The sequence below is a fragment of the Nonomuraea sp. NPDC049141 genome (assembly GCF_040648415.1).
GTDB lineage: Bacteria > Actinomycetota > Actinomycetes > Streptosporangiales > Streptosporangiaceae > Nonomuraea.
In genome coordinates this window covers 151,534-170,357 of sequence record NZ_JBEZDR010000020.1, presented here as the reverse complement: position 1 = coordinate 170,357, position 18,824 = coordinate 151,534, and the positions used below count along the sequence as shown (strand labels likewise).

23 protein-coding genes and 1 pseudogene are annotated in these 18,824 nt (G+C 69.6%); 14 read left to right on the top strand and 10 right to left on the bottom strand.

All coding sequences use genetic code 11. From position 1 onward, the window contains the following. Positions 1-163 precede the first annotated feature (163 nt). On the top strand, positions 164-748 hold the full coding sequence (locus tag AB0B91_RS45815) for a copper chaperone PCu(A)C (protein WP_358334743.1): 585 nt from the start codon (positions 164-166) through the stop codon (positions 746-748). Positions 749-806: 58 nt separating this feature from the next. Here AB0B91_RS45815 and AB0B91_RS45810 read toward each other — a convergent pair whose 3' ends face one another. Together AB0B91_RS45810 and AB0B91_RS45805 are read right to left on the bottom strand one after the other, a co-directional pair. Then, entirely contained in the window at positions 807-1,499 is a 693-nt protein-coding gene (locus tag AB0B91_RS45810) for a response regulator transcription factor (protein WP_214642201.1), read from the bottom strand. Further along, positions 1,496-2,674 (bottom strand): ATP-binding protein, encoded by a 1,179-nt coding sequence (locus AB0B91_RS45805; RefSeq protein WP_358334740.1) that lies wholly within the window; start codon positions 2,672-2,674, stop codon positions 1,496-1,498. The genes AB0B91_RS45810 and AB0B91_RS45805 overlap by 4 nt, the downstream gene beginning before the upstream one ends. A 123-nt stretch (positions 2,675-2,797) precedes the next feature. Between AB0B91_RS45805 and phoU the strand changes: the two genes are divergently transcribed. Further along, positions 2,798-3,442, top strand: a complete 645-nt coding sequence (gene phoU / locus AB0B91_RS45800; protein ID WP_358334737.1) for a phosphate signaling complex protein PhoU — start codon at positions 2,798-2,800, stop codon at positions 3,440-3,442. 37 nt (positions 3,443-3,479) lie between these two features. Here phoU and AB0B91_RS45795 read toward each other — a convergent pair whose 3' ends face one another. The 3 genes from AB0B91_RS45795 to mshA are packed head-to-tail and all read right to left on the bottom strand — an operon-like array spanning position 3,480 to position 5,983. Next, positions 3,480-4,223, bottom strand: coding sequence for a phosphoglyceromutase (locus AB0B91_RS45795; protein ID WP_358334734.1), 744 nt, complete (start codon positions 4,221-4,223; stop codon positions 3,480-3,482). A gap of 22 nt (positions 4,224-4,245) precedes the next feature. Next, positions 4,246-4,734: a YbjN domain-containing protein gene (locus AB0B91_RS45790; protein WP_358334731.1), complete on the bottom strand. Its 489-nt coding sequence runs from the start codon at positions 4,732-4,734 to the stop codon at positions 4,246-4,248. Positions 4,735-4,744: 10 nt separating this feature from the next. Then, the gene (mshA, locus tag AB0B91_RS45785) at positions 4,745-5,983 is read right to left on the bottom strand and encodes a D-inositol-3-phosphate glycosyltransferase (RefSeq protein WP_358335008.1); all 1,239 of its coding nucleotides are present in this window, start codon (positions 5,981-5,983) and stop codon (positions 4,745-4,747) included. A 132-nt stretch (positions 5,984-6,115) separates the two neighbouring features. On the opposite strand from mshA, the gene AB0B91_RS45780 reads away from it, so the two are divergent. Both AB0B91_RS45780 and AB0B91_RS45775 read left to right on the top strand, forming a co-directional pair. Beyond that, complete coding sequence (locus AB0B91_RS45780; protein WP_358334728.1) at positions 6,116-6,859, top strand: SDR family NAD(P)-dependent oxidoreductase; 744 nt, start codon at positions 6,116-6,118, stop codon at positions 6,857-6,859. Further along, on the top strand, positions 6,852-7,643 hold the full coding sequence (locus AB0B91_RS45775; RefSeq protein WP_358334725.1) for a class I SAM-dependent methyltransferase: 792 nt from the start codon (positions 6,852-6,854) through the stop codon (positions 7,641-7,643). Before AB0B91_RS45780 ends, AB0B91_RS45775 begins: the two co-directional genes overlap by 8 nt. Here the strand turns inward: AB0B91_RS45775 and AB0B91_RS45770 are convergent. Further along, a complete protein-coding gene (locus AB0B91_RS45770) occupies positions 7,640-8,143 on the bottom strand; it encodes an O-acetyl-ADP-ribose deacetylase (RefSeq protein WP_358334722.1) in 504 nt (167 codons plus the stop codon). The two genes, AB0B91_RS45775 and AB0B91_RS45770, sit on opposite strands and share 4 nt — an antisense overlap. Before the next feature lie 54 nt (positions 8,144-8,197). Here AB0B91_RS45770 and AB0B91_RS45765 point away from each other — a divergent pair, with 54 nt between their 5' ends. The 5 genes from AB0B91_RS45765 to AB0B91_RS45745 all read left to right on the top strand — a co-directional run bounded on the left by AB0B91_RS45765 (position 8,198) and on the right by AB0B91_RS45745 (position 10,910). After that, positions 8,198-8,554, top strand: coding sequence for a BlaI/MecI/CopY family transcriptional regulator (locus AB0B91_RS45765; RefSeq protein ID WP_358334719.1), 357 nt, complete (start codon positions 8,198-8,200; stop codon positions 8,552-8,554). Further along, complete coding sequence (locus tag AB0B91_RS45760) at positions 8,551-9,456, top strand: M56 family metallopeptidase (RefSeq protein ID WP_358334716.1); 906 nt, start codon at positions 8,551-8,553, stop codon at positions 9,454-9,456. Before AB0B91_RS45765 ends, AB0B91_RS45760 begins: the two co-directional genes overlap by 4 nt. 59 nt (positions 9,457-9,515) lie before the next feature. Next, positions 9,516-10,007, top strand: coding sequence for a helix-turn-helix domain-containing protein (locus AB0B91_RS45755; protein ID WP_358334713.1), 492 nt, complete (start codon positions 9,516-9,518; stop codon positions 10,005-10,007). Positions 10,008-10,010: 3 nt separating this feature from the next. Then, on the top strand, positions 10,011-10,427 hold the full coding sequence (locus AB0B91_RS45750) for a hypothetical protein (RefSeq protein WP_358334710.1): 417 nt from the start codon (positions 10,011-10,013) through the stop codon (positions 10,425-10,427). Positions 10,428-10,541: 114 nt separating this feature from the next. Continuing rightward, the gene (locus AB0B91_RS45745) at positions 10,542-10,910 is read left to right on the top strand and encodes a DUF2516 family protein (protein WP_358334707.1); all 369 of its coding nucleotides are present in this window, start codon (positions 10,542-10,544) and stop codon (positions 10,908-10,910) included. On the opposite strand, the gene AB0B91_RS45740 is transcribed toward AB0B91_RS45745, so the two are convergent. Next, complete coding sequence (locus tag AB0B91_RS45740) at positions 10,895-11,509, bottom strand: SGNH/GDSL hydrolase family protein (protein WP_358334704.1); 615 nt, start codon at positions 11,507-11,509, stop codon at positions 10,895-10,897. The two genes, AB0B91_RS45745 and AB0B91_RS45740, sit on opposite strands and share 16 nt — an antisense overlap. Positions 11,510-11,677: 168 nt before the next feature. Between AB0B91_RS45740 and AB0B91_RS45735 the strand changes: the two genes are divergently transcribed. Then, positions 11,678-12,412: an alanyl-tRNA editing protein gene (locus AB0B91_RS45735; RefSeq protein WP_358334701.1), complete on the top strand. Its 735-nt coding sequence runs from the start codon at positions 11,678-11,680 to the stop codon at positions 12,410-12,412. On the opposite strand, the gene AB0B91_RS45730 is transcribed toward AB0B91_RS45735, so the two are convergent. Beyond that, on the bottom strand, positions 12,409-13,470 hold the full coding sequence (locus AB0B91_RS45730; protein ID WP_358334698.1) for a TetR/AcrR family transcriptional regulator C-terminal domain-containing protein: 1,062 nt from the start codon (positions 13,468-13,470) through the stop codon (positions 12,409-12,411). The genes AB0B91_RS45735 and AB0B91_RS45730 overlap by 4 nt on opposite strands. A 122-nt stretch (positions 13,471-13,592) precedes the next feature. Between AB0B91_RS45730 and AB0B91_RS45725 the strand changes: the two genes are divergently transcribed. Both AB0B91_RS45725 and AB0B91_RS45720 read left to right on the top strand, forming a co-directional pair. After that, the gene (locus AB0B91_RS45725; protein ID WP_358334695.1) at positions 13,593-14,687 is read left to right on the top strand and encodes an FAD-dependent monooxygenase; all 1,095 of its coding nucleotides are present in this window, start codon (positions 13,593-13,595) and stop codon (positions 14,685-14,687) included. Positions 14,688-14,733: 46 nt separating this feature from the next. Further along, complete coding sequence (locus AB0B91_RS45720; protein ID WP_358334692.1) at positions 14,734-16,341, top strand: DUF2207 domain-containing protein; 1,608 nt, start codon at positions 14,734-14,736, stop codon at positions 16,339-16,341. Positions 16,342-16,347: 6 nt separating this feature from the next. Here AB0B91_RS45720 and AB0B91_RS45715 read toward each other — a convergent pair whose 3' ends face one another. Then, on the bottom strand, positions 16,348-17,256 hold the full coding sequence (locus tag AB0B91_RS45715; RefSeq protein ID WP_358334690.1) for an asparaginase: 909 nt from the start codon (positions 17,254-17,256) through the stop codon (positions 16,348-16,350). A gap of 62 nt (positions 17,257-17,318) precedes the next feature. Here AB0B91_RS45715 and dtd point away from each other — a divergent pair, with 62 nt between their 5' ends. Both dtd and AB0B91_RS45705 read left to right on the top strand, forming a co-directional pair. Further along, the gene (gene dtd / locus AB0B91_RS45710; protein ID WP_358334687.1) at positions 17,319-17,744 is read left to right on the top strand and encodes a D-aminoacyl-tRNA deacylase; all 426 of its coding nucleotides are present in this window, start codon (positions 17,319-17,321) and stop codon (positions 17,742-17,744) included. Between the two features lie 35 nt (positions 17,745-17,779). Then, positions 17,780-18,211 (top strand): MarR family transcriptional regulator, encoded by a 432-nt coding sequence (locus tag AB0B91_RS45705; protein WP_358334684.1) that lies wholly within the window; start codon positions 17,780-17,782, stop codon positions 18,209-18,211. 324 nt (positions 18,212-18,535) lie between these two features. Here the strand turns inward: AB0B91_RS45705 and AB0B91_RS45700 are convergent. After that, positions 18,536-18,814 (bottom strand): annotated as a pseudogene (locus AB0B91_RS45700) (erythromycin esterase family protein); the annotation flags it as partial. Between the last annotated feature and the right edge of the window lie 10 nt (positions 18,815-18,824).

Genomic DNA, 18,824 nt, shown 5'->3' with positions numbered 1-18,824 from the left:
CAGGTCAAAGCGGCATATTGGGGGTTGACAACCGGTCAACTCTATGAATCGCATATGCGGGCATAGCTAATGACCTGCAGGGGTGCGGATATGACCATGGATTCGGATGGATATGGTGGGCGCTGCCCTACACGCATGTGCAAGACCCTAGGAGAACCCGCTCGTGACCCGCCGCCGCTGGATTGTCGCCGCCGCCGTCTTCCTGGTCGCCCCTGTGCTAGCCGGTTGTTCGGCTGGATTCGACGCCAACACCAACAAGCCGTATGCACCCAATGAGGCAGGCGTTCTCTTCGATCAGGCGAAGAACTACGGCATGCACGGCATCCAGATCCCCCAGGCGTTCATCCTCGGCCCCGACTCCGGCGCGCAGCTCGCCTGGCGCGGCTCCGCCCCGGTCTATCTGAACATCCTCAACACCAACGGCGCCTCCGACACGCTCACGGCGGTCAGTGCCGGCACCGTGGCCACCGCGAAGGTGGCGGCGCCGATCCAGCTGCCGAGCAACCAGCTGGTCAACACCGGCAAGCCGAGCCCGCAGATCATGCTGGAAGGCATCTCCAAGGCCCTCAGAGGCGGCGAGAGCATCCACCTGGACCTCCAGTTCGCCAACGCCGGGGTCGTGTCCATGAATGTCCCTGTGGTCACGCGCAGCCGCGAGTTCAAGGACTACCCGCCGGCGCCCAACGCGACCGCCGCGCCGACGCCTTCGCCGTCGGCCTCCGCCGAGGCCACCGAAGCGGCCCACTGACACGTGGCCCACTGACAAAGCGGGAGCCCCGGTACGTACCGGGGCTCCCCTCAGATCTTCAGCTCTCCACCGCGTCGAACTTGTAGCCCAGCCCGCGCACGGTCAGGATGCAGCGCGGGTTCGACGGATCCGACTCGATCTTGGCGCGCAGCCGCTTGACGTGCACGTCGAGCGTCTTGGTGTCACCCACGTAGTCGGCGCCCCACACACGGTCGATGAGCTGGCCCCGGGTGAGCACCCGCCCGGCGTTGCGCAGCAGCACCTCCAGGAGCTCGAACTCCTTCAGCGGCAACTGCACCTGCTCGCCGCGTACGGCCACCACATGCCTGTCGACGTCCATGCGCACGGGCCCCACGGCCAGCACCGCCGACTCCAGCTCGTCCACGACGTCGCCCTGGCGGCGCAGCACGGCGCGGATGCGGGCGACGAGCTCGCGCGAGGAGAACGGCTTGGTGACGTAGTCGTCGGCGCCCAGCTCCAGGCCCACGACCTTGTCGATCTCACTGTCCTTGGCGGTCAGCATGATGACCGGCACCTTGGAACGCTGCCGCAGCGAGCGGCACACCTCGGTGCCCGGCAGGCCGGGCAGCATCAGGTCGAGCAGCACCAGGTCGGCGCCGCTCCGGTCGAATGTGTCGAGCGCCTCGGGCCCGGTCGCCGCGACGGAGACCTCGAAGCCTTCCTTGCGGAGCATGTACGACAGGGCGTCGGAGAACGACTCCTCGTCCTCCACCACGAGAACTCGGGTCATTTTGCGGCCTCCAGGGTGTTCGGGGGTGGAACGACCACCGCGGTGCCGCCGAATGCGGGCAGCCGCAGCGTGAATGTGGAGCCGGAGCCTTCCTTGCTCCAGACGGAGACCTCGCCGGCGTGCGCCGCGGCGACGTGCTTGACGATCGCGAGGCCGAGACCGGTGCCGCCGGTCGCCCGGGACCTGGCCGCGTCCACGCGGAAGAAGCGTTCGAAGATGCGTTCCAGGGATTCCTCTGGAATGCCGATGCCCTGGTCGCTGACGCTGATCTCGACGGAGTCGCCCGCCGGTCTGACGCTGACGACGACCCGGGTGTGTTCGGGGCTGTAGGCGACAGCGTTGTCGATGAGGTTGCGCAGGGCGGTGACGAGCAGTTCGTCGTCTCCCCAGATGCGCAGGCCCTCCGCGCCGCCGGTGACGAGGGTGATGTCCTTGGCGATCGCCCTGGTGTTGCAGTGGTCGATGGCGTCGTTGATGGATTCGTCGATCGAGACCTGGCCGGGGGTGGGGATGGGCTCGGCGCCCTGGATCCGGCTCAGCGTGATCAGGTCCTGCACCAGGTAGTTGAGCCTGGCGGCCTCGTGCTGCATGCGCCCGGCGAACCGGGTGACGGCCTCGGGATCGTCGGCGGCGTCCTGGATGGTCTCGGCGAGCAGGCTCAGCGCGCCGACGGGGGTCTTGAGCTCGTGGCTGACGTTCGCCACGAAGTCGCGGCGGACGGCCTCGACCCTGCGCCGCTCGGTCTGGTCCTCGGCGAGCACCAGGACCTGGCCGTAGGAGCCGAGCGGGGCCACGCGGACCGCGAAGTTCGTGATCTCCTGGCCGAACTTGTGCCCGGCGACGTCGATCTCGCTCTCCCGGATCTCGCCGTCCCGTCGTACCTGCCTGGCCAGGGCGAGCAGTTCGGCGGCCATCAGCCGGTCGCCCTTGACCAGCCCGAACGCGCGGGCGGCCGAGCTGGCTCGCAGCACGCGGTCGTGCGCGTCGAGCACGACCGCGGACGAGGGCAGCACGGCCAGCACCGAGGCCACGCCCTGTGGGAGGGCGCCGGGCTCCTGGTCACCGGCCGTCGCGGTCCTGTTCTGGGCCTCGATCTGGTTGCGGTAGAACAGGACCGCCAGCGCTCCCACGACGAACCCCGCCAGGGCCGTCAAGCTCATGGCCATCTCACTCATGTCTTCGATGGTAGGTGGCCTTCCTCAAGGGGCACCCCTCTCACCTGGGGATGAACGTCTCTTTCCAGGAAAGTTCATCTCGTGGTAGGAGTTCGTTCATCGAGATCCACGTAGGTTGACGGCATGCGCGACGCGTACCATGAAGAACTCGATTCCCTGACCGCCAAGCTGGTCGAGATGACCACGCTGGTCCGCTCGGCCATTTCCCGGGCCACCACCGCCCTGCTCGACTCCGACCTCCAGCTCGCGGAGAGCGTGATCTCCAGGGATGCGGAGGTGAACGCGACGTTCGAGGAGATCGAGACGTCCATCTTCGAGCTGATGGCCAGGCAGCAGCCGGTGGCCGTCGACCTGCGGATGGTGATCACGGCTCTGCGGATGGGCACGGACCTGGAGCGCATGGGCGACCTGGCGGTCCACGTGGCCAAGGTCGCGCGACTGCGCCACCCCGACACGGCGATCCCGCCGGAGGTGCGGCCCACGATCCTGCAGATGGGCCAGATCGCCGAGACCCTGGTCACGAAGGCGGGCAGCTGCATCGCCTCGCAGGACGTGGAGTCGGCGATGGAGCTGGAGTCCGACGACGACGCCATGGACAAGCTGCACCGGCGGTTGTTCAGGAACATCCTGTCCAAGGACTGGCCCCACGGCGTCGAGCCGGCCATCGACATCACGCTGATCGGCCGCTACTACGAGCGTTACGCCGACCACGCGGTCCGCGTGGCCGGTGACGTCGTCTATCTGGTGACGGGCGCCCGCCCGAGCTGACCTCGGTGGGGCGCTCGCAGGCGCCCCACACGAGGTGTCAGCGGCCCTGGTTGGCGACCGCCTCGATCGCCGCCTTCGCCGCCTCGGGGTCGAGGTATTCGCCGCCGCGCTTGAGCGGCCGGAACTGGTCGTCCAGCTCGTAGCGCAGCGGGATGCCCGTGGGGATGTTAAGTCCGGCGATCTCCTCGTCGGGGATGCCGTCGAGGTGCTTGACCAGCGCGCGCAGCGAGTTGCCGTGCGCCGCCACCAGCACGGTGCGCCCGGCCGCGAGATCCGGGACGATCTCGTCGTACCAGTAGGGCAGCATGCGGTCGACGACGTCCTTGAGGCACTCCGTGCGCGGCATGAGCTCGGGCGGCAGCAGGGCGTAGCGCGGGTCACCCGCCTGGGAGTACTCGTCGCCGTCGGCGATCGGGGGCGGCGGGACGTCGAAGGAGCGCCTCCAGAGCATGAACTGCTCGTCGCCGAACTCCTCACGCGTCTGCGCCTTGTTCTTGCCCTGAAGCGCGCCGTAGTGGCGCTCGTTGAGCCGCCACGAGCGCTTGACCGGCAGCCAGAGCAGGTCGGCCTCGCCCAGGGCGAGCTGGGCCGTCTGGATGGCCCTGGTCAGCAGGCTGGTGTGGACCACATCGGGCCGCACGCCGGCCTCCACCAGGAGCTTGCCGCCCCGGCGGGCCTCGTCCTCGCCCTTGGCCGAGAGGCTCACATCCACCCATCCGGTGAACAGGCCTTTCGCGTTCCAGTCACTCTCGCCGTGCCGTAGCAGCACCAAAGTCGCCATGCGGGCAATCCTATGGCGGGCCTCAGCCACCGTTCCGCGCCGGATCCGCGAAACGGGCGAACGCCTGCAGGTTGGCCAGCGACTCCCCGCGTTTGGCGCGCCATTCCCACTCGCGCCTGATCGACGAGGCGAAGCCGAGCTCCAGCGCCCGGTCGAACCAGTCGTCGGAGTAGGTCAGCACGCAGCCGAGCAGCCGGTCGATCTCCGCTTCGGTGATCGCCGTGAGCGGCACCCGGCCGACGAGGTAGACGTCGCCGACGGTGTCGACGGAGAAGTGGACGCCGTACATGCCGCCGTTCTTGGCGAGCAGCCACTTGTAGAACTCGGTGTGGTTCTCGTCGGGCTGGCGGCAGAAGAACGCCTCGACGTGCAGTGCCTGATCGCCGATGATCAACCACGTCATCGTGGCGAGCTTGTGCTGCCCGGGCAGCTTCACCAGGAACGCCCCTGGTCGCGGCTCGTCGAAGGAGACGTCCGCAGCCTTGAGCGCGGTTTCTACGACATCGCGCATGTCGTACAGCCTACGAAATGACGGCGACCGGCAACCTGTTCAGGTCGGCGACGGCGCCCGCGTAGACCTCCATCAGCTGAGACGACGTGGCCTGCCAGCCGAACGCCGCCGCGTGCGCCCGGGCGCCGGCCGACAGGCCGTCGCGCCAGGCCGGCGCGGTGACGAAGCGGCGCAGCGCCCGCGCCCACTCGTGCGAGTCGTGGCCGTCCACGAGCACCCCGGACACACCATCCCGTACGGCCGTGCGCAGCCCGCCCACGGCGGCCGCCGCGACAGGGGTGCCGCAGGCCTGTGACTCCAGGGCGACGAGGCCGAACGACTCGCTGTACGACGGCACGACGGTCACGTCGGCCGCGCGGTACCAGTCGGCCAGTTCGTGCTGCGGCGCCGGCGGCACCAGCCGGACGACGTCGGAGATGCCCAGCTCGGCGGCGAGCTCGACGAGCAGGGACGGCCTGGCCAGGCCGTTGCCCGACGGACCGCCCACGCACGCCACGACCAGGCGGCCGCGCAGCGAGGGGTCGTCGATGAGCATCCGCGAGGCGGCCCGCAGCAGCACGTCGGGGGCCTTCAACGGCTGGATCCGGCCCACGAACAGCAGCACGTGCGCGTTCTGCGGCAGACCGAGCCGGCGCCGGGCGGCGCCCTGTGAAGCGGGCTGGAAGAGGGTGAGGTTGACACCAGGGTTCACGACCGCGACGCGCTCCTCCGGCGCGCCGTACAGCTCGATGAGCTCGTTCGCCTCGTCACCGGTGTTGGCCACGAGCCGGTCGGCGATCTCCACGACCTGCTGCTCGCCCACCACGCGGGCCTGCGGTTCGGGCTGGTCATCCGCGGCCAGCAGCAGGTTCTTCACCTTGGCCATGGTGTGCATGGTGTGCACGAGCGGCACGCCCCAGCGCTCCTTGGCCAGCCAGCCGACCTGTCCCGACAACCAGTAGTGCGAGTGGATGACGTCGTAGCGACCCGGGTCGTACATCGCCTCGGTCCGCAGCACGCCCGAGAGGAACGCGCAGAGCTGAGCGGGCATGTCGGCCCTGGTCAGCTCCTCGTACGGGCCGGCGGTCAGGTGGCGGACCAGGACGCCGGGGGCGAGCTCGGCCACCGGTGGCAGGTCTCCGCTGGTGGCCCGGGTGAAGATCTCCACCTCGACGCCGGACTCGGCCAGCCGCTTGGCCGATTCGACGATGTACACGTTCATCCCGCCGGCGTCGCCCGTGCCGGGCTGTTCCAGGGGAGACGTGTGCATGCTGATGGTCGCGACCCGGTTGACCCGTTGTCGCCTCACCCGACACCACCTCCAGAGGAAGTACAACTATGCCGAACATTCCGACATTCCCGACAAGCGGGGTGTCATGAGCGGGCTGGCAAGATGTGAGCCATGAAGAAGACGGCTGTGGTGACAGGCGCGAGCAGTGGGATCGGCGAGGCGACAGCCAGGCGGCTGGCCGCCGAAGGCTATGACGTGGTGGCGGGCGCACGGCGGCAGGACCGGCTGGACAAACTGGCCGCCGAGGTGCCCGGGATCCGCCCCGTGTCCCTGGACGTGACCTCCCAGGAATCGGTGGACGCCCTCGCGGCCGCACTCGACCGCTGCGACGTGCTGGTCAACAACGCCGGCGGCGCGCTCGGCATGGAGACGGTGGCCGAGGGGCGGATCGACGACTGGCAGGGGATGTACGACACGAACGTCCTCGGGTCGCTGCGCATGACGCAGGCCCTGCTGCCCAAGCTCGTCGAGTCGGGCGACGGGGTGCTGGTGATGCTCACCTCGACCGCGGCCCTGGTGGCGTACGAGGGCGGCGGCGGCTACGTGGCGGCCAAGCAGGCACAGCGGTCGATGGCCGAGACGCTCCGGCTCGAACTGGTCGGGCAGCCGGTACGCGTCGTGGAGATCGCGCCGGGCATGGTCCAGAGCGAGGGCTTCGCGGTCACCCGCTTCCGCGGCGACGAGGCGGCCGCCGCCCGCGTCTACCAGGGCGTCCCGGACCCGCTGACCTCCGACGACGTGGCCGACGCGATCGTGTGGTGCGTCACCAGGCCCGCGCACGTCAACATCGACCGCGTGGTCATGCGCCCGCGCGCCCAGGCCGCCCAGCACAAGGTGCACCGCGTCGGTGGCTAGACCGGTCGGCTCCATCACCCGAGGAACGACCGGGCACAACCGGCTGCGGCGCGCCGACCGGTGGATCGCCGCCGCGCACGGCCGGGTGCTGCGCACCGCCGCCCGGCCGCTGGCCGTGGACCTCGGCTACGGCGCCTCCCACACCACCACGCTGGAGCTCTTCACCCGGCTGCGCCGGATCAGCTCCGACATCGAGGTGGTGGGCATCGAGATCGACCCCGCGCGGGTCGCCCTGGCCAAGCCGTACGAGCGCCCGGGCCTGAGCTTCGCGCTGGGCGGCTTCGAGCTGCCGGTCTCGCGTCCCCCGCTGCTGATCAGGGCCTTCAACGTCCTGCGGCAGTACGGCGAGGCGGACGCCTGGCGCTACTGGGAGACGCTGCGCGGCAAGCTGGCCCCCGGCGGCGTACTGGTGGAGGGCACCTGCTCGGAGACCGGCCACCGGGCGATCTGGGCCGGGGTGGATCGGACCGGCCCGCGCACGCTCACCCTGTCGACCAGGTTCGACGCCTTCGACCGCCCCTCGGACCTGGCCGACCGCCTGCCGAAGACCCTCATCCACCGGAACGTCCCAGGCGAGCGCATCCATGCGTTCCTGAGCGACTTCGACCGCGCCTGGGCGAGGACCGCCCCTTATGGCGCCCACGGCCGCAGGCAGCGCTGGCTGGCCGCCGTGGACGTCCTGGCGGGCACCTGGCCCATCCATCGGACTCCGCCACTGGGCGGCACGGCCAGGTGGCGCCTGGGGGAACTGACCCTCCCCTGGGAGGCCGTGGCGCCGCTCTAAAGAGCCGCCTCGAAGGCGGCGTAGGCCACCGCGTCGAACAGCACGAACCGCACCTCGTCCACAGCTGTGGAAAACTCCCGCACGGTACGCAGTGCGATGCGGGCGCCGTCGTCCAGCGGCCACCCGTAGATGCCGGTCGAGATCGCCGGAAAGGCTACCGACCGGGCCCCCAGCGAGTCGGCCACCCGGAGCGACTCGCGATAGCACGAGGCCAGGACGCCGGATCGATCATCCGTCCGCGAATAGACCGGCCCGACGGTGTGGATCACCCAGGTCGCGTCGAGCCGTCCGGCGGTCGTGGCCACGGCCTGCCCCGCCGGCAATCCCTTTCCGTAGTGGGACGCCCGCAGTGCCCGGCACTCGGCCAGGATCTCCGGGCCGCCCCGCTGGTGGATCGCGCCGTCGACCCCGCCCCCGCCCATCAGCGACGAATTGGCGGCGTTGACGATGGCGTCGACTGTCTGCGCGGTGATGTCCCCCTGGACGAGCGTGATGTCCATCTCACCAGCATCCCGGATGGCTGCTCGACGCTTTGTAGTACTACGCTGATGCGTGTGAAGGGTCTTGGCGAGCTCGAACGCAGCATCATGGACATCATCTGGGCGGAGAGCGGCGCGCTAACGGCCCGTGAGGTCGGCCGTCTCATCGCCGACCGCGACCTGGCCCCGACCACCGTCATGACCGTCCTCGACCGTCTGACCCGCAAGGGGTTCCTCCAGCGGACCCGCGACGGCCGCGCCTGGCGCTACGAACCGGCGGCGAGCCGCGACGCGTACATCGCCGAGCTTATGCTGGAAGCTCTGGACCTGACGGGCGACCGCTCGGCCGCCCTCACCCGCTTCGCCCAGGCCGTGTCGGGCTCGGAGGCGGAGATCCTGCGGAGAGCTCTCACGGAGCTGGAGGAAGAGTGATCACGGCAGCGACGCTGGCAGCGCTCGCCATGGCGTGCGGGCTCGGCTCCTGGCGTCTCACGACCGCTCGCTGGACGTCCCGGGCGCCGCGGATCGCCATCATTCTCTGGCAGTCCCTGGGCGTGGCCTGGGGCCTGGCCACGACGGGCGCCATGCTGGCTTACGCCGTCCAGCCGTACGAGGTGGGCGTGCTGCCGAGCATGATCGCCTTCGCGAACGGCGAACCTCCGCGTCAGAGCTGGGATCCGCTGCACGTGGCGGCGATGATCGCCGGACTGGCCGCGCTGGCCGTACTCGTCGTGGTGCTGATCACCGCGGGCGTGCAGGCCCTGCGGGCCCGCCGGCGCCACCGTGTGCTGCTCGCCCTGATCGCCCGCGACGACCCGGGTGTGCCCGGCGTGCGGGTGCTCGACCATCCGAGCGCGGCGGCCTACTGCGTGCCGGGGCTGCGTTCGCAGGTGGTGGTCAGCGAGGGCGCGCTCAAGCTGCTGTCCCACGACGAGCTCACGGCCGTGCTCGCGCACGAGGCAGCGCACGTACGGGAGCGCCACGACCTGGTGCTGCTGCCGTTCGCCGCGCTGCGCCGGGCGCTGCCCTGGTCCAAGGTGGCCTTCGACGCGCAGGGGCAGGTCGAGCTGCTCATCGAGATGGCCGCCGACGACCGCGCGCGCCGCTACTGTTCACCGCGCATGCTGGCCACCGCCCTGCTCAGGTTCGGTACGGCGGGCGCCATGCCGACCCCGCAGGGCATGCTCGGCGTGCACGCCAAGAACGTCATGGCCAGGGTGGACCGCCTGATCAAGCCGGGTCCCTCGCTGCCCGCCGCGGCGCGCTACGGGATCATCGCGCTCTCCGTGACGTTGGTCACAGCCACGCCGTTCCTGTGGACCATCCAGCTCTAGCGCTTGCAGGTGCTAGCTGAGCGTTTGCAATTGCAAGCACTCTGAGGCAGACTATCGGTATGGCACTACCGAAGGTCGGCTCGATCGGCGAATACATCCGCGAGCAGCGGCAGCAGGCGAAGATCTCCCTGCGCCAGCTCGCGACGGCCGCGGGGGTGTCCAACCCTTATCTCAGCCAGATCGAGCGCGGTCTGCGTAAGCCGAGCGCGGAGATTCTCAACCAGATCGCCAAAGGCCTGCACATCTCTTCGCAGGCGCTCTACGTGCAAGCGGGCCTCATCGAGGATCGCGAGCCGCCGAGTGACGTGATCACCGCGATCCGCGCCGACCCGCTCCTGAGCGGGCGGCAACGCCAGGTGCTGATCGACATTTATGAGTCGTTTCGCAAAGAGAAGCGGGCCGAAGACGAGCAGACCTCCCAGAACGCTCATCTCCGGCACGACTCCGAATCGGACGACGAGCCGCTGCCCGAGGAATTTCTCGCCGCGCTTGAGCCTTTTGCGGCGTCCACCGGCAACGGCACCGCCAACCAGGAAACCAAGGAAGGTTAACCCATGACGCTGGCCACCGAGGTCAAGAAGCTCACCGACTCCAAGCCTTTCTACGCCGTGGCGGGCGTGGGCGACTACGCCGTGGAGAAGCTGCGCGAGCTGCCCGAGCAGCTGCTGAAGCTGCAGTCCCGTCGCGCCGAGATCGCCAAGGACCTGCCGGAGAAGGCCCGCACCTACGCCGACAAGGCCGAGGGCTTCGCCAAGGAGTTCCCCGAGAAGGCGCGCACCTACGCCGACCAGCTGACCGTCCTCGCCACCGAGGTCTACGAGGACTTCGCCACCCGTGGGCGCAAGGTCGTCAGCAAGGCGAGCGGCGAGGCCGCGCTGGAGCTGGAGGAGGTGTCGGAGGCCGCCGAGCCGCCCGTCGCCACTCCCGTCAAGAAGCCCCGCACCACCAAGGCCACCACGCCCAAGGCCTGACCGTGAGCGAAGGCCCGCCTCCACGAGGCGGGCCTTTCCGCGTTGATGGTGCTCGTTTGTCAGGGGCGCCTACTAGGCTGGGGCCGTTTCATCGCGAGCGTTGGGCGGACTCACATGGAAATGATCAACGGCGGGCTGAATCTTCTCTTTCTGCTGCTCGCGGCCGGCATCCTCGGCATGTCGATCTATGCGCTGGTGCACGCGCTACGGGTGCCGACCAACGCGTTCGTGTCGGCCGGCAAGCTGCAGAAGAATCTCTGGCTGATCATCCTGGTCCTCGCCACGCTGTTCGCCGCCGCGGGCGCGTGGGACTACTACAACGCCTTCATGGCCGTGGGCGGCACGCAGTTCATCGGGATCGGGCTGGGGTTCTTCTCGATCATCGCCGTCATCGCGGCGACGGTCTACATCGTCGACGTCAAGCCCGCCGTCAAGGGCATGGGCGGACGCGGCGGCAACAACGGCCCTTACGGACCTTGGTGACCTTCCCCCTTCGGCAGCCGGCCGATGGCGTCCGTCAGCCATCTGGCCAGGTGGAAATGGCCTTCGGCGGTCGGATGGATCCCATCGGGGAGCAACTGGCCTGGTGGGGTCCGGGGTTCGTCGAGCGGGTCCAGGAAGGGGATGGCTTCCTGCTGGGCCAGGCCCGACAGGGCGTCACGCACCCGATAGGCCTTGCGCGGGGTGCCGCGCAGCCAGATGGGGCCGATCATGACGATGCGGGTTCGCGGCCAGTGGGCCCTCGCCTCGGAGATGAGGCCTTCCGCCGCCCGCCGCACGCTCTCCGCGGACCAGCGGCAGTCGTTGTGGCCGCCTGAGATGATCAGCAGGTCGGGGGCGGGACGCCAGGCCAGCTCGGCCTCGAACGACTGCCGGAACGTACGGCCGACGCGGCCCTTGTTGAGATAGCCGGTGCCGCCCGCGCCTGCGATGACCGGCTGCCAGCCCAGCAGGCGAGCCGACTCGGCGGCGTAGGTCCGCCAGGTGGGGACCGGGCCGGAGCCGACCGTGAAGCTGTCGCCGACGAACATCACGACGGGCGCGGCCGATCCGCTCGCCGGCCCCGAGGGCCAGCCGTGCATCGGCGCGGGCGTTTCGGAGCGGAACTGCGCGGGGCTTGGCCACGCTTCACCAGCTCCACCGCCGCATCCCGATATCGCGCAACAAATCCCCAATATCGCGACAGCCGGTGCGATCAGGGCTCGATCCAGCAGGCCGCGCATAACCACCTCGGGGCTTAAGCTGCCGACATGACTCATGACCTCCACGGGCGGACACAACGGCTCGAATTGTCGGATCAGAATCTGCGCGACTTCGAAGCCGTCGTCCTGGATTCCACACCCGACGGGATCGTCCTGAGCAAGTCGGCATTCTATCCGGGTGGAGGCGGCCAGCCGGCAGATCACGGAGTTCTGCTCTGGCAGGGGGTGGAAACCCGGATCGTCGGGGTGCGCAAAGCCGATGATCTGCACCTGATTCCGGCAGAGGGCGACCCGATCCCGCCGGTCGGCACGGTCGTCCAGGGGGCGGTGGCCGACGAACGCCGCTCGGCCCTCATGCGTACCCACTCGGGGCTCCACGTCCTGTGCGGCGTCGTGTTCCGCGACTACGGGTCGCTGGTGACGGGCGGCAACATGGACGTGCTGAGCGCGCGGATGGACTTCAACCTGCCGGAGGTGCCGCCGGGCTTCAAGGAGGCGGTCGAGGACGCGTGCAACGCCGAGATCGTCGCGGACCGGCGCATCGACGTACGGGTTCTGCCGCGCCAGGAGGCCTTCGAGATCCCGGACATCATCCGGACGGCGACGAACCTGGTGCCGGAGCACGTGGCCGACGTCCGGATCATCGACATCGTCGGGCTGGACACCCAGGCCGACGGCGGCACGCACGTCGCCTCGACGAAGCAGATCGGGCACATCAGGGTGGCCAAGATCGAGAGCAAGGGGCGCGGCTTCCGCCGTCTCCGCATCGCGATCTCCGACTAGTCCCTCTCGATGATCCCGGCCAGTCCGTCGAGCAGCCGTCCCAGGCCGAACTCGAAGAGCCGGTCGAAATCGAGGTCGAAGTCGCCTCCCATCCGCGCGACGACGTCGACGAAGGTGGGATAGGGCCCCGAGGTGACGATGGCCGTCAGCTGCGCGTCCTGGGCCTTCATCCATTCGTCGTCGGTGAGGCCGGTCGCGGCCTGCGCCTGGCTCTCCAGCTCGAAGTTGGCCGCGATCCCCTCGACGTAGCTGTACATCAGGATGTGCACGTGCATCATGGTCTCCGGATCGAGACCGTGGCCGTCGATCGCCGCCAGCGCCCATTCGGTGTGCTTGAGCAGGCTGGGTGACGGCAGCGGCCGGGTCAGCGAGGTGACCCGGGCCATCCACGGGTGCCGCCGGTAGGCCGCCCACTGCAGCCGGGCCGCCACCTCCAGCCGGGCCCGCCAGCCGTGCGGGGGCTCGGCGGGGAGCGGGAACTCGCCGAGCACCTGGTCGATCATCAACTCGACCAGGTCGTCCTTGCTGCCCACGTGGCGGTAGAGCGACATGGTGGCCACGCCGAGCCGGCCGGCCACGCCGCGCATGGACAGCGCGGACAGCCCTTCCGCGTCGGCGATCTCGACGGCGGTCCGCACGACCCGATCCCGCGTCAGATCACGCGCCGCATCACGCCCAGACTCTCGCCCCCGGTCACGCGCGGGGTCACGCCCGGAGTTACGCGCGGGGTCACGCATGGGGTCACGCGCCGTATCCCGCGCCGGGTCGTGCGCGGGGCCGTGGCTCGTGTCACGGCTTGGGTCGTCGGGGTCGCTGTGCGGGCGTCGTGGTGACCGGCCCGGCGGCCCGGCGACGACCGTGCCGACGCGTGGCTCGGCCACGACCACGCCTAGCTGCGCGAGCCGGGCCAGCGCCTTGGCGGCGGTGGCCAGCGCGACGTCCCAGTCCCTGGCCAGCTGCCGGGTGGAGGGCACCCGATCCCCGGCCCGCAACTCGCCGTCCGCTATGCGGCGCTTGATGTCATCGACGATCCGCACGTACGGCGGCGCTGCTTCCACGACTCCCGGCCTCCCCACCTCTGTACTAGTACAGAGATTAGCAGAATCCCTGTTGCAAACCCTGTCTGTACGCCGTACATTCACTTCGTACAGCGTCAACAGCAGACAAGGGAGACCCTGCCATGAACGTCCTCATCTCCGGCGCCAGCATCGGCGGCCCCGTCCTGGCCTACTGGCTGCGCGAGCACGGCTTCGACGTGACCGTCGTCGAACGCGCCCCCGAGCCCCGCCGGGGCGGCCAGGCGATCGACATCCGGGGAGCCGCGCTGGAGGTGGCCGCGCGCATGGGCATCCTGGAGCAGGCAAGAGCCAAAAAGACCGACATGCGCGGCATGTCGATGGTCGACGGCGACGGTAACGAGCTGATGCGCAGCACCGAGGAGACGATCAGCGGCGGCCGGTTGGACAGCCCCGACATCGAGATCATGCGTGACGACCTGATCGCGCTGGTCATCGCCGCCTCGGCCGAAGGCACCGAATACCTCTACGGCGACTCGATCGCGGCACTGGACCAGGACGACCAGGGAGTCCAGGTGACGTTCGAGAGCGGCCTGCGGCGACGCTTCGACTACGTGGTCGGCGCCGACGGGCTGCACTCGAACGTGCGCGGGCTGGTGTTCGGCGAGGAGTCGCGGTTCATCAACCACCTCGGCATGTACGTGGCCATCTACAGCGCCGCCAACTTCCTCGACCTGGACCGCTGGCAGGTGTGGCACCGGGAGGGCGAGGCCGGGTTCGGCCTCTACACCGTCCCGGGCAACGCCTCCATGCGGGTCAACATCGGCTTCGGCTCCGAGCCCGTCGCCTACGACTACCGCGACGTCGAGCAGCAGAAGCGGCTCATCGAGGAGCACTGCTCGGGGCTGCGCTGGGAGACGCCCCGACTGCTGAAGGCGATGTGGGAAGCCGACGACTTCTACTTCGACGCCATGGCGCAGATCCGGATGGACCGCTGGTCCCAGGGCCGGGTCACGCTGGTCGGCGACGCGGGCTACTGCGCCTCGCCTCTGTCCGGTCAGGGCACCAGCCTGGCCATGGTCGGCGCGTACGTCCTGGCTCAGGAGCTGGCCAGGGACACCGGCCAGGCGTTCGACCGCTACGAGCAGCGGATGCGGCCGTTCGTCGAGCTCAACCAGGCGCTCGCCCTGGAGAACCCGGGCCAGGCCGCGGCTCCGGAGAGCGTCGAGCGGGCCGCCAACGGCATCACGCTGGATTGATCCCACCTGCCCGCACAAGGTGTACGAACCGCTACGATGTGCCGCCATGACGGGTATCAGGCGCACGCTGGCCATACTGGGGGCCGTCGCTCTATCGCTGACCGCCGTCCCCGCCACGGCGGCGGCCGGGATCACCGACGAGGTGACCATGAGCCTCGCCAAGAACGGCACGCTGCACGTGGTGGAGAAGATCAGCAACGGCTCGGGGGAGCTCAAGCGGACCTTCCTCACCAGGACACGCTTCGACGACGACAACGACCGGCTGTACCAGATCTCGAACGTCAAGGGCGGCACACTCGCCGGCGACGTGCTGACCATGAAGGCGCCCGGCACCGTCGAGTACGACGTCAAGGGGGCCGTGACTCCCGCGGGCGCGATCGAGGAACTGCGCTGGTTCGCGGTGAACGGCTGGAGCACACCGGTCGCCAAGGCCACGGTCAAGGTGAGCGGTCCCGGTCAGGTGCAGAACCTGTCGTGCTTCGCCGGCGAGCTGACCTCGGCCATCGGCTGCACGTCCGCCTCCATGGACCACGGCGCCACCGAGGCCGCCTTCGAGCAGCAGAACGTCGGCCCCGGCCAGGCGCTGACCGTGGTCGTCGGCTACACCAAGGGCTCCACCAGCGGCGCGCCGATCCTGGAACGGCGCTTCTCGCTGGCCGGCGCCTTCACGCTGAACGCCGTCACCGGCGGCGCGCTCGCCGCCCTGCTGGTGCTCCTGCTCGGCGGCGTCGGCCTGCTCTACTGGACGCGCGGACGCGACTCCCGGGCCGCCGGAAACGAGCGGAACACGGTCGCACCCGTTCAGAACGGGCACTTCTCCCCGCCCGACGGGGTACGGCCCGGCCAGATCGGCACGCTCGTGGACGAACAGGCCGACGTGGTCGACGTCACCGCGACGATCGTGGACCTCGCGGTCCGCGGCTACCTGCGGATCGACGAGCAGCCGCGGCAGGCCTACGACGCGCCCGACTGGACGCTGGTCAGGCTGCCGAACGCGCCGGTCAACACGTTGCTGCCGTATGAGCGGGCGCTCTACGACGCCATCTTCGACGGGCGCGACATGGTGCTGTTGTCCCAGTTGTCCGGCTCGTTCGCCAGCCATCTGGGCAAGGTCCGCGACGCCCTCTACACCGACGTGGTGACGCAGGGGTGGTTCGCCCGCCGTCCCGACACCGAGCGTACGCGCTGGACCGTCATCGGCGTGGCGCTCATCGGCCTGGGCCTGCTGGCCACGGTGGCGCTCGCCTGGTTCACCACGTACGGACTGCTGGGCCTGGCGCTGGTCATCGCGGGCGGCGCGCTGGCGGTCGGCGGGCAGTACATGCCCGCCAAGACCGCCAAGGGCTCGGCCGCGCTGGCGCACACGCTGGGGTTCCGCGAGTACCTGTTCTCCGGTGATCTCGGGGAGGTGCCCGAGCAGCACCGGGTGGAGCTGTTCTCCCGGTATCTCCCGTACGCGGTGATCTTCGATGGGGTGGAGCACTGGTCCCGGGTCGTCGCCTCGGTCACCGGCAATGGCCACCAGTCCGACAATCTGTACTGGTATCACGGCCCGGCTGAGTGGGATCTGTCCAAGTTCGCCGGGTCGATGCGTACGTTCACCACCACGACCTCGGGCGCGATCTCGGCCAGCCGCCAGTTCCGCACCCTGTAGGGGCACTCAGCGCAGGCGTAGTTCGCCCACGGCGCGTCCGCCGCCCATCAGCGGCGGGCGGGCCATCGGGTCCAGCTCCGGGGCGTCCAGGCCGAGCGAGCGCAGTGCCGCCACCGTGGCGGGCATGCGGGCCCGCTGGGCGCCATCCTCGACCTTGACGGCGCCCACCCGCCCGTCCTCGAACACGAACGCGTCGAACCCCTCCGCGCCCACCTTGACCATCAGCCCCGGCAGGGCCCGCATCAGCTCGGCCTCCGCCCGGACGGTGCCGGACGTCCACTCCGGATGCGCGCGCATGACGTCGAAGATCCGCCGCTCGTACGAGCCCGCCTCCCCCAGAGGCAGCGCGCGGAAGGCCCGCGTCACGCCCACCATCGAGACGAAGAACAGCGGCGCGCCGCACCCGTCCACTCCCGAGGCCGCGACCCGCTCCCCCGTCAGCTCCTCCACCGTGCGGCGGATCGTCCGCTGCAGCGGATGCGCGGGCTCCAGGTATGTGGCGAGCGGCCAGTCGTTCAGCACGCAGGTGGCGAGCATGGCGGCGTGCTTGCCCGAGCAGTTCATGTAGACGCGGCCGTAGTCGGTCGCCGCCCGGTCGTCGGGGTAGTCCTCGGGGCAGAGCAGCGCCGACTCGGCCAGCCCGGCCCCCGCCAGGATCTTCCGTACGCCGTCCACGTGGTAGGGCTCCCCGGAATGGGACGCGCAGGCCAGCGCGAGGAGTTCGCCGTCGAGCGCGAGCCCGGCGCGGAGCATGCCGACGGCCTGGAGCGGCTTCATCGCCGATCGCGGCGAGGCCGGCACGTGCACCGCGCCGTGCGCCTCGACCGGTTCGCCTGAGGCGTCCATGGTGAGCATGCGCACCTGATGGGTCGACTCCACGAACCCGGACCGGACGACCTCCACAACCAGCGACATTCGCCACCCCCTTTTCGGCACGAAGTCTACGAAGCTTTTGACCTGGGCCAGAATGGGTTCCCATGCGAGCAGTCGTGCAGCGAGTGAGCACCGCGTCCGTGGTAGTCGACGGGGAGACCGTCGGAGCGATCGACGAGCCGGGGCTGCTCGTGCTGGTCGGCGTCACGCACACCGACACGCGCGCCGAGGCGCGCAAGCTCGCCGCCAAGCTCTGGGGCCTGCGCGTCCTGGACGGGGAGAAGTCCTGCTCCGACGTGTCGGCGCCGCTCCTGGTGATCAGCCAGTTCACCCTGTACGGCGACGCCCGCAAGGGCCGGCGGCCCACCTGGCAGGCCGCCGCCCCTGGCCCGGTCGCCGAGCCGCTGGTGGACGCCGTGGTGGAGGAGCTCAGGGCACTCGGGGCCCACGTGGAGACCGGCAGGTTCGGCGCGAACATGCAGGTGTCCCTGGTCAACGACGGACCGATCACCCTGGTGCTCGACATATAATCTGCGCGCAGACGATCTGTGTGTAGTCTATGGGCATGATGCCGATGCCCACCGCGGCTGACGACAGTCCGGGATTCCTGCTCTGGCGGGTCACGCTGCGCTGGCAGCGGGCCGTCACGGCGGCCCTGGCGCCGCTCGACCTCACGCACGTCCAGTTCGTGCTGCTGGCCAGTACGTGGTGGCTGAACACGCAGGGCGAGCACCCCAACCAGCTCAGCATCGCCAGGCACGCGGACACCGACGTCAAGATGACCTCGCAGGTGCTGCGGAAGCTGGAAGAGAAGGGTCTCCTCGTACGCGAGGTGGACCCCGGCGACACCCGGGCCAGGCGTCTGCGCCTCACCCCGCAGGGCCAGGAGCTGGCTCAGCGCGCCGTCACCGAGGTGGAGCGGGCCGACGCAGAGTTCTTCCGGTCAGTCCCCGACAGCACCGGCCTCATAGCCATGCTCCGCCCCCTGGCGACCTAGCCCCACCCGCAGATGTCATGACGACGATCATTCCTCCCGCGACGGCGCCGTTCGGCTTCGCCACCTCGCTGAGGTGGGCCTTGATGCTTGGGTGGGGTTGGTCGCCGCTTGGATGACGCCGGCCTGTCCGATCATCGGTACGGTACCGGGGCCCGAGTTCGACCGTTTGTGCGCCGTCGAGTTCGATGCGGAAGAGGCCCAGGCGTACCAGGACGTCGCCGACCTGGATGAGGTCAGCGTGGCAGGAACAGCGACGCCAACTGTGGCATGTCACAGCCAGGGTGCGCAGGACGCAGAACTCGTTGCTCTCGGGATCGTTTGGGCCCAGGCGTCCAGGAGGAAGCCTTCGCTGAAGCCGTACTCGAAGGCCAGGACGGTGAAACCGCAGCGTTCGGCCAGGAACCGCAGGATGCGCCGGCGCAGGAGCGAGAACTCGGTGATGAAGTGGGAGTTCTCCCCGAGCGCGACGACGCGGGCGTCGCCGACGATGTCGCGTAGCGGCTCAAGGTCGTCGAGCGGCGCCTCGGGGGCGAGGTGGGTGAGCGGGGCGGCATGGGCGCCGAGCCAGCCGGTGAACGGGTTGAGGTGGGACGAAGCGGGCATGCTGATGGCT

Excerpts from the sequence above, each read along its gene's own strand:
- AB0B91_RS45810 (WP_214642201.1), bottom strand. The coding sequence starts at position 1,499 with ATGACCCGAGTTCTCGTGGTGGAGGACGAGGAGTCGTTCTCCGACGCC.
- AB0B91_RS45805 (WP_358334740.1), bottom strand. The coding sequence starts at position 2,674 with ATGAGTGAGATGGCCATGAGCTTGACGGCCCTGGCGGGGTTCGTCGTG.
- phoU (WP_358334737.1), top strand. The coding sequence starts at position 2,798 with ATGCGCGACGCGTACCATGAAGAACTCGATTCCCTGACCGCCAAGCTG.
- AB0B91_RS45795 (WP_358334734.1), bottom strand. The coding sequence starts at position 4,223 with ATGGCGACTTTGGTGCTGCTACGGCACGGCGAGAGTGACTGGAACGCG.
- AB0B91_RS45790 (WP_358334731.1), bottom strand. The coding sequence starts at position 4,734 with ATGCGCGATGTCGTAGAAACCGCGCTCAAGGCTGCGGACGTCTCCTTC.
- mshA (WP_358335008.1), bottom strand. The coding sequence starts at position 5,983 with ATGCACACGTCTCCCCTGGAACAGCCCGGCACGGGCGACGCCGGCGGG.
- AB0B91_RS45780 (WP_358334728.1), top strand. The coding sequence starts at position 6,116 with ATGAAGAAGACGGCTGTGGTGACAGGCGCGAGCAGTGGGATCGGCGAG.
- AB0B91_RS45770 (WP_358334722.1), bottom strand. The coding sequence starts at position 8,143 with ATGGACATCACGCTCGTCCAGGGGGACATCACCGCGCAGACAGTCGAC.
- AB0B91_RS45755 (WP_358334713.1), top strand. The coding sequence starts at position 9,516 with ATGGCACTACCGAAGGTCGGCTCGATCGGCGAATACATCCGCGAGCAG.
- AB0B91_RS45750 (WP_358334710.1), top strand. The coding sequence starts at position 10,011 with ATGACGCTGGCCACCGAGGTCAAGAAGCTCACCGACTCCAAGCCTTTC.
- AB0B91_RS45745 (WP_358334707.1), top strand. The coding sequence starts at position 10,542 with ATGGAAATGATCAACGGCGGGCTGAATCTTCTCTTTCTGCTGCTCGCG.
- AB0B91_RS45740 (WP_358334704.1), bottom strand. The coding sequence starts at position 11,509 with ATGCACGGCTGGCCCTCGGGGCCGGCGAGCGGATCGGCCGCGCCCGTC.
- AB0B91_RS45735 (WP_358334701.1), top strand. The coding sequence starts at position 11,678 with ATGACTCATGACCTCCACGGGCGGACACAACGGCTCGAATTGTCGGAT.
- AB0B91_RS45725 (WP_358334695.1), top strand. The coding sequence starts at position 13,593 with ATGAACGTCCTCATCTCCGGCGCCAGCATCGGCGGCCCCGTCCTGGCC.
- AB0B91_RS45720 (WP_358334692.1), top strand. The coding sequence starts at position 14,734 with ATGACGGGTATCAGGCGCACGCTGGCCATACTGGGGGCCGTCGCTCTA.
- AB0B91_RS45715 (WP_358334690.1), bottom strand. The coding sequence starts at position 17,256 with ATGTCGCTGGTTGTGGAGGTCGTCCGGTCCGGGTTCGTGGAGTCGACC.
- dtd (WP_358334687.1), top strand. The coding sequence starts at position 17,319 with ATGCGAGCAGTCGTGCAGCGAGTGAGCACCGCGTCCGTGGTAGTCGAC.
- AB0B91_RS45705 (WP_358334684.1), top strand. The coding sequence starts at position 17,780 with ATGATGCCGATGCCCACCGCGGCTGACGACAGTCCGGGATTCCTGCTC.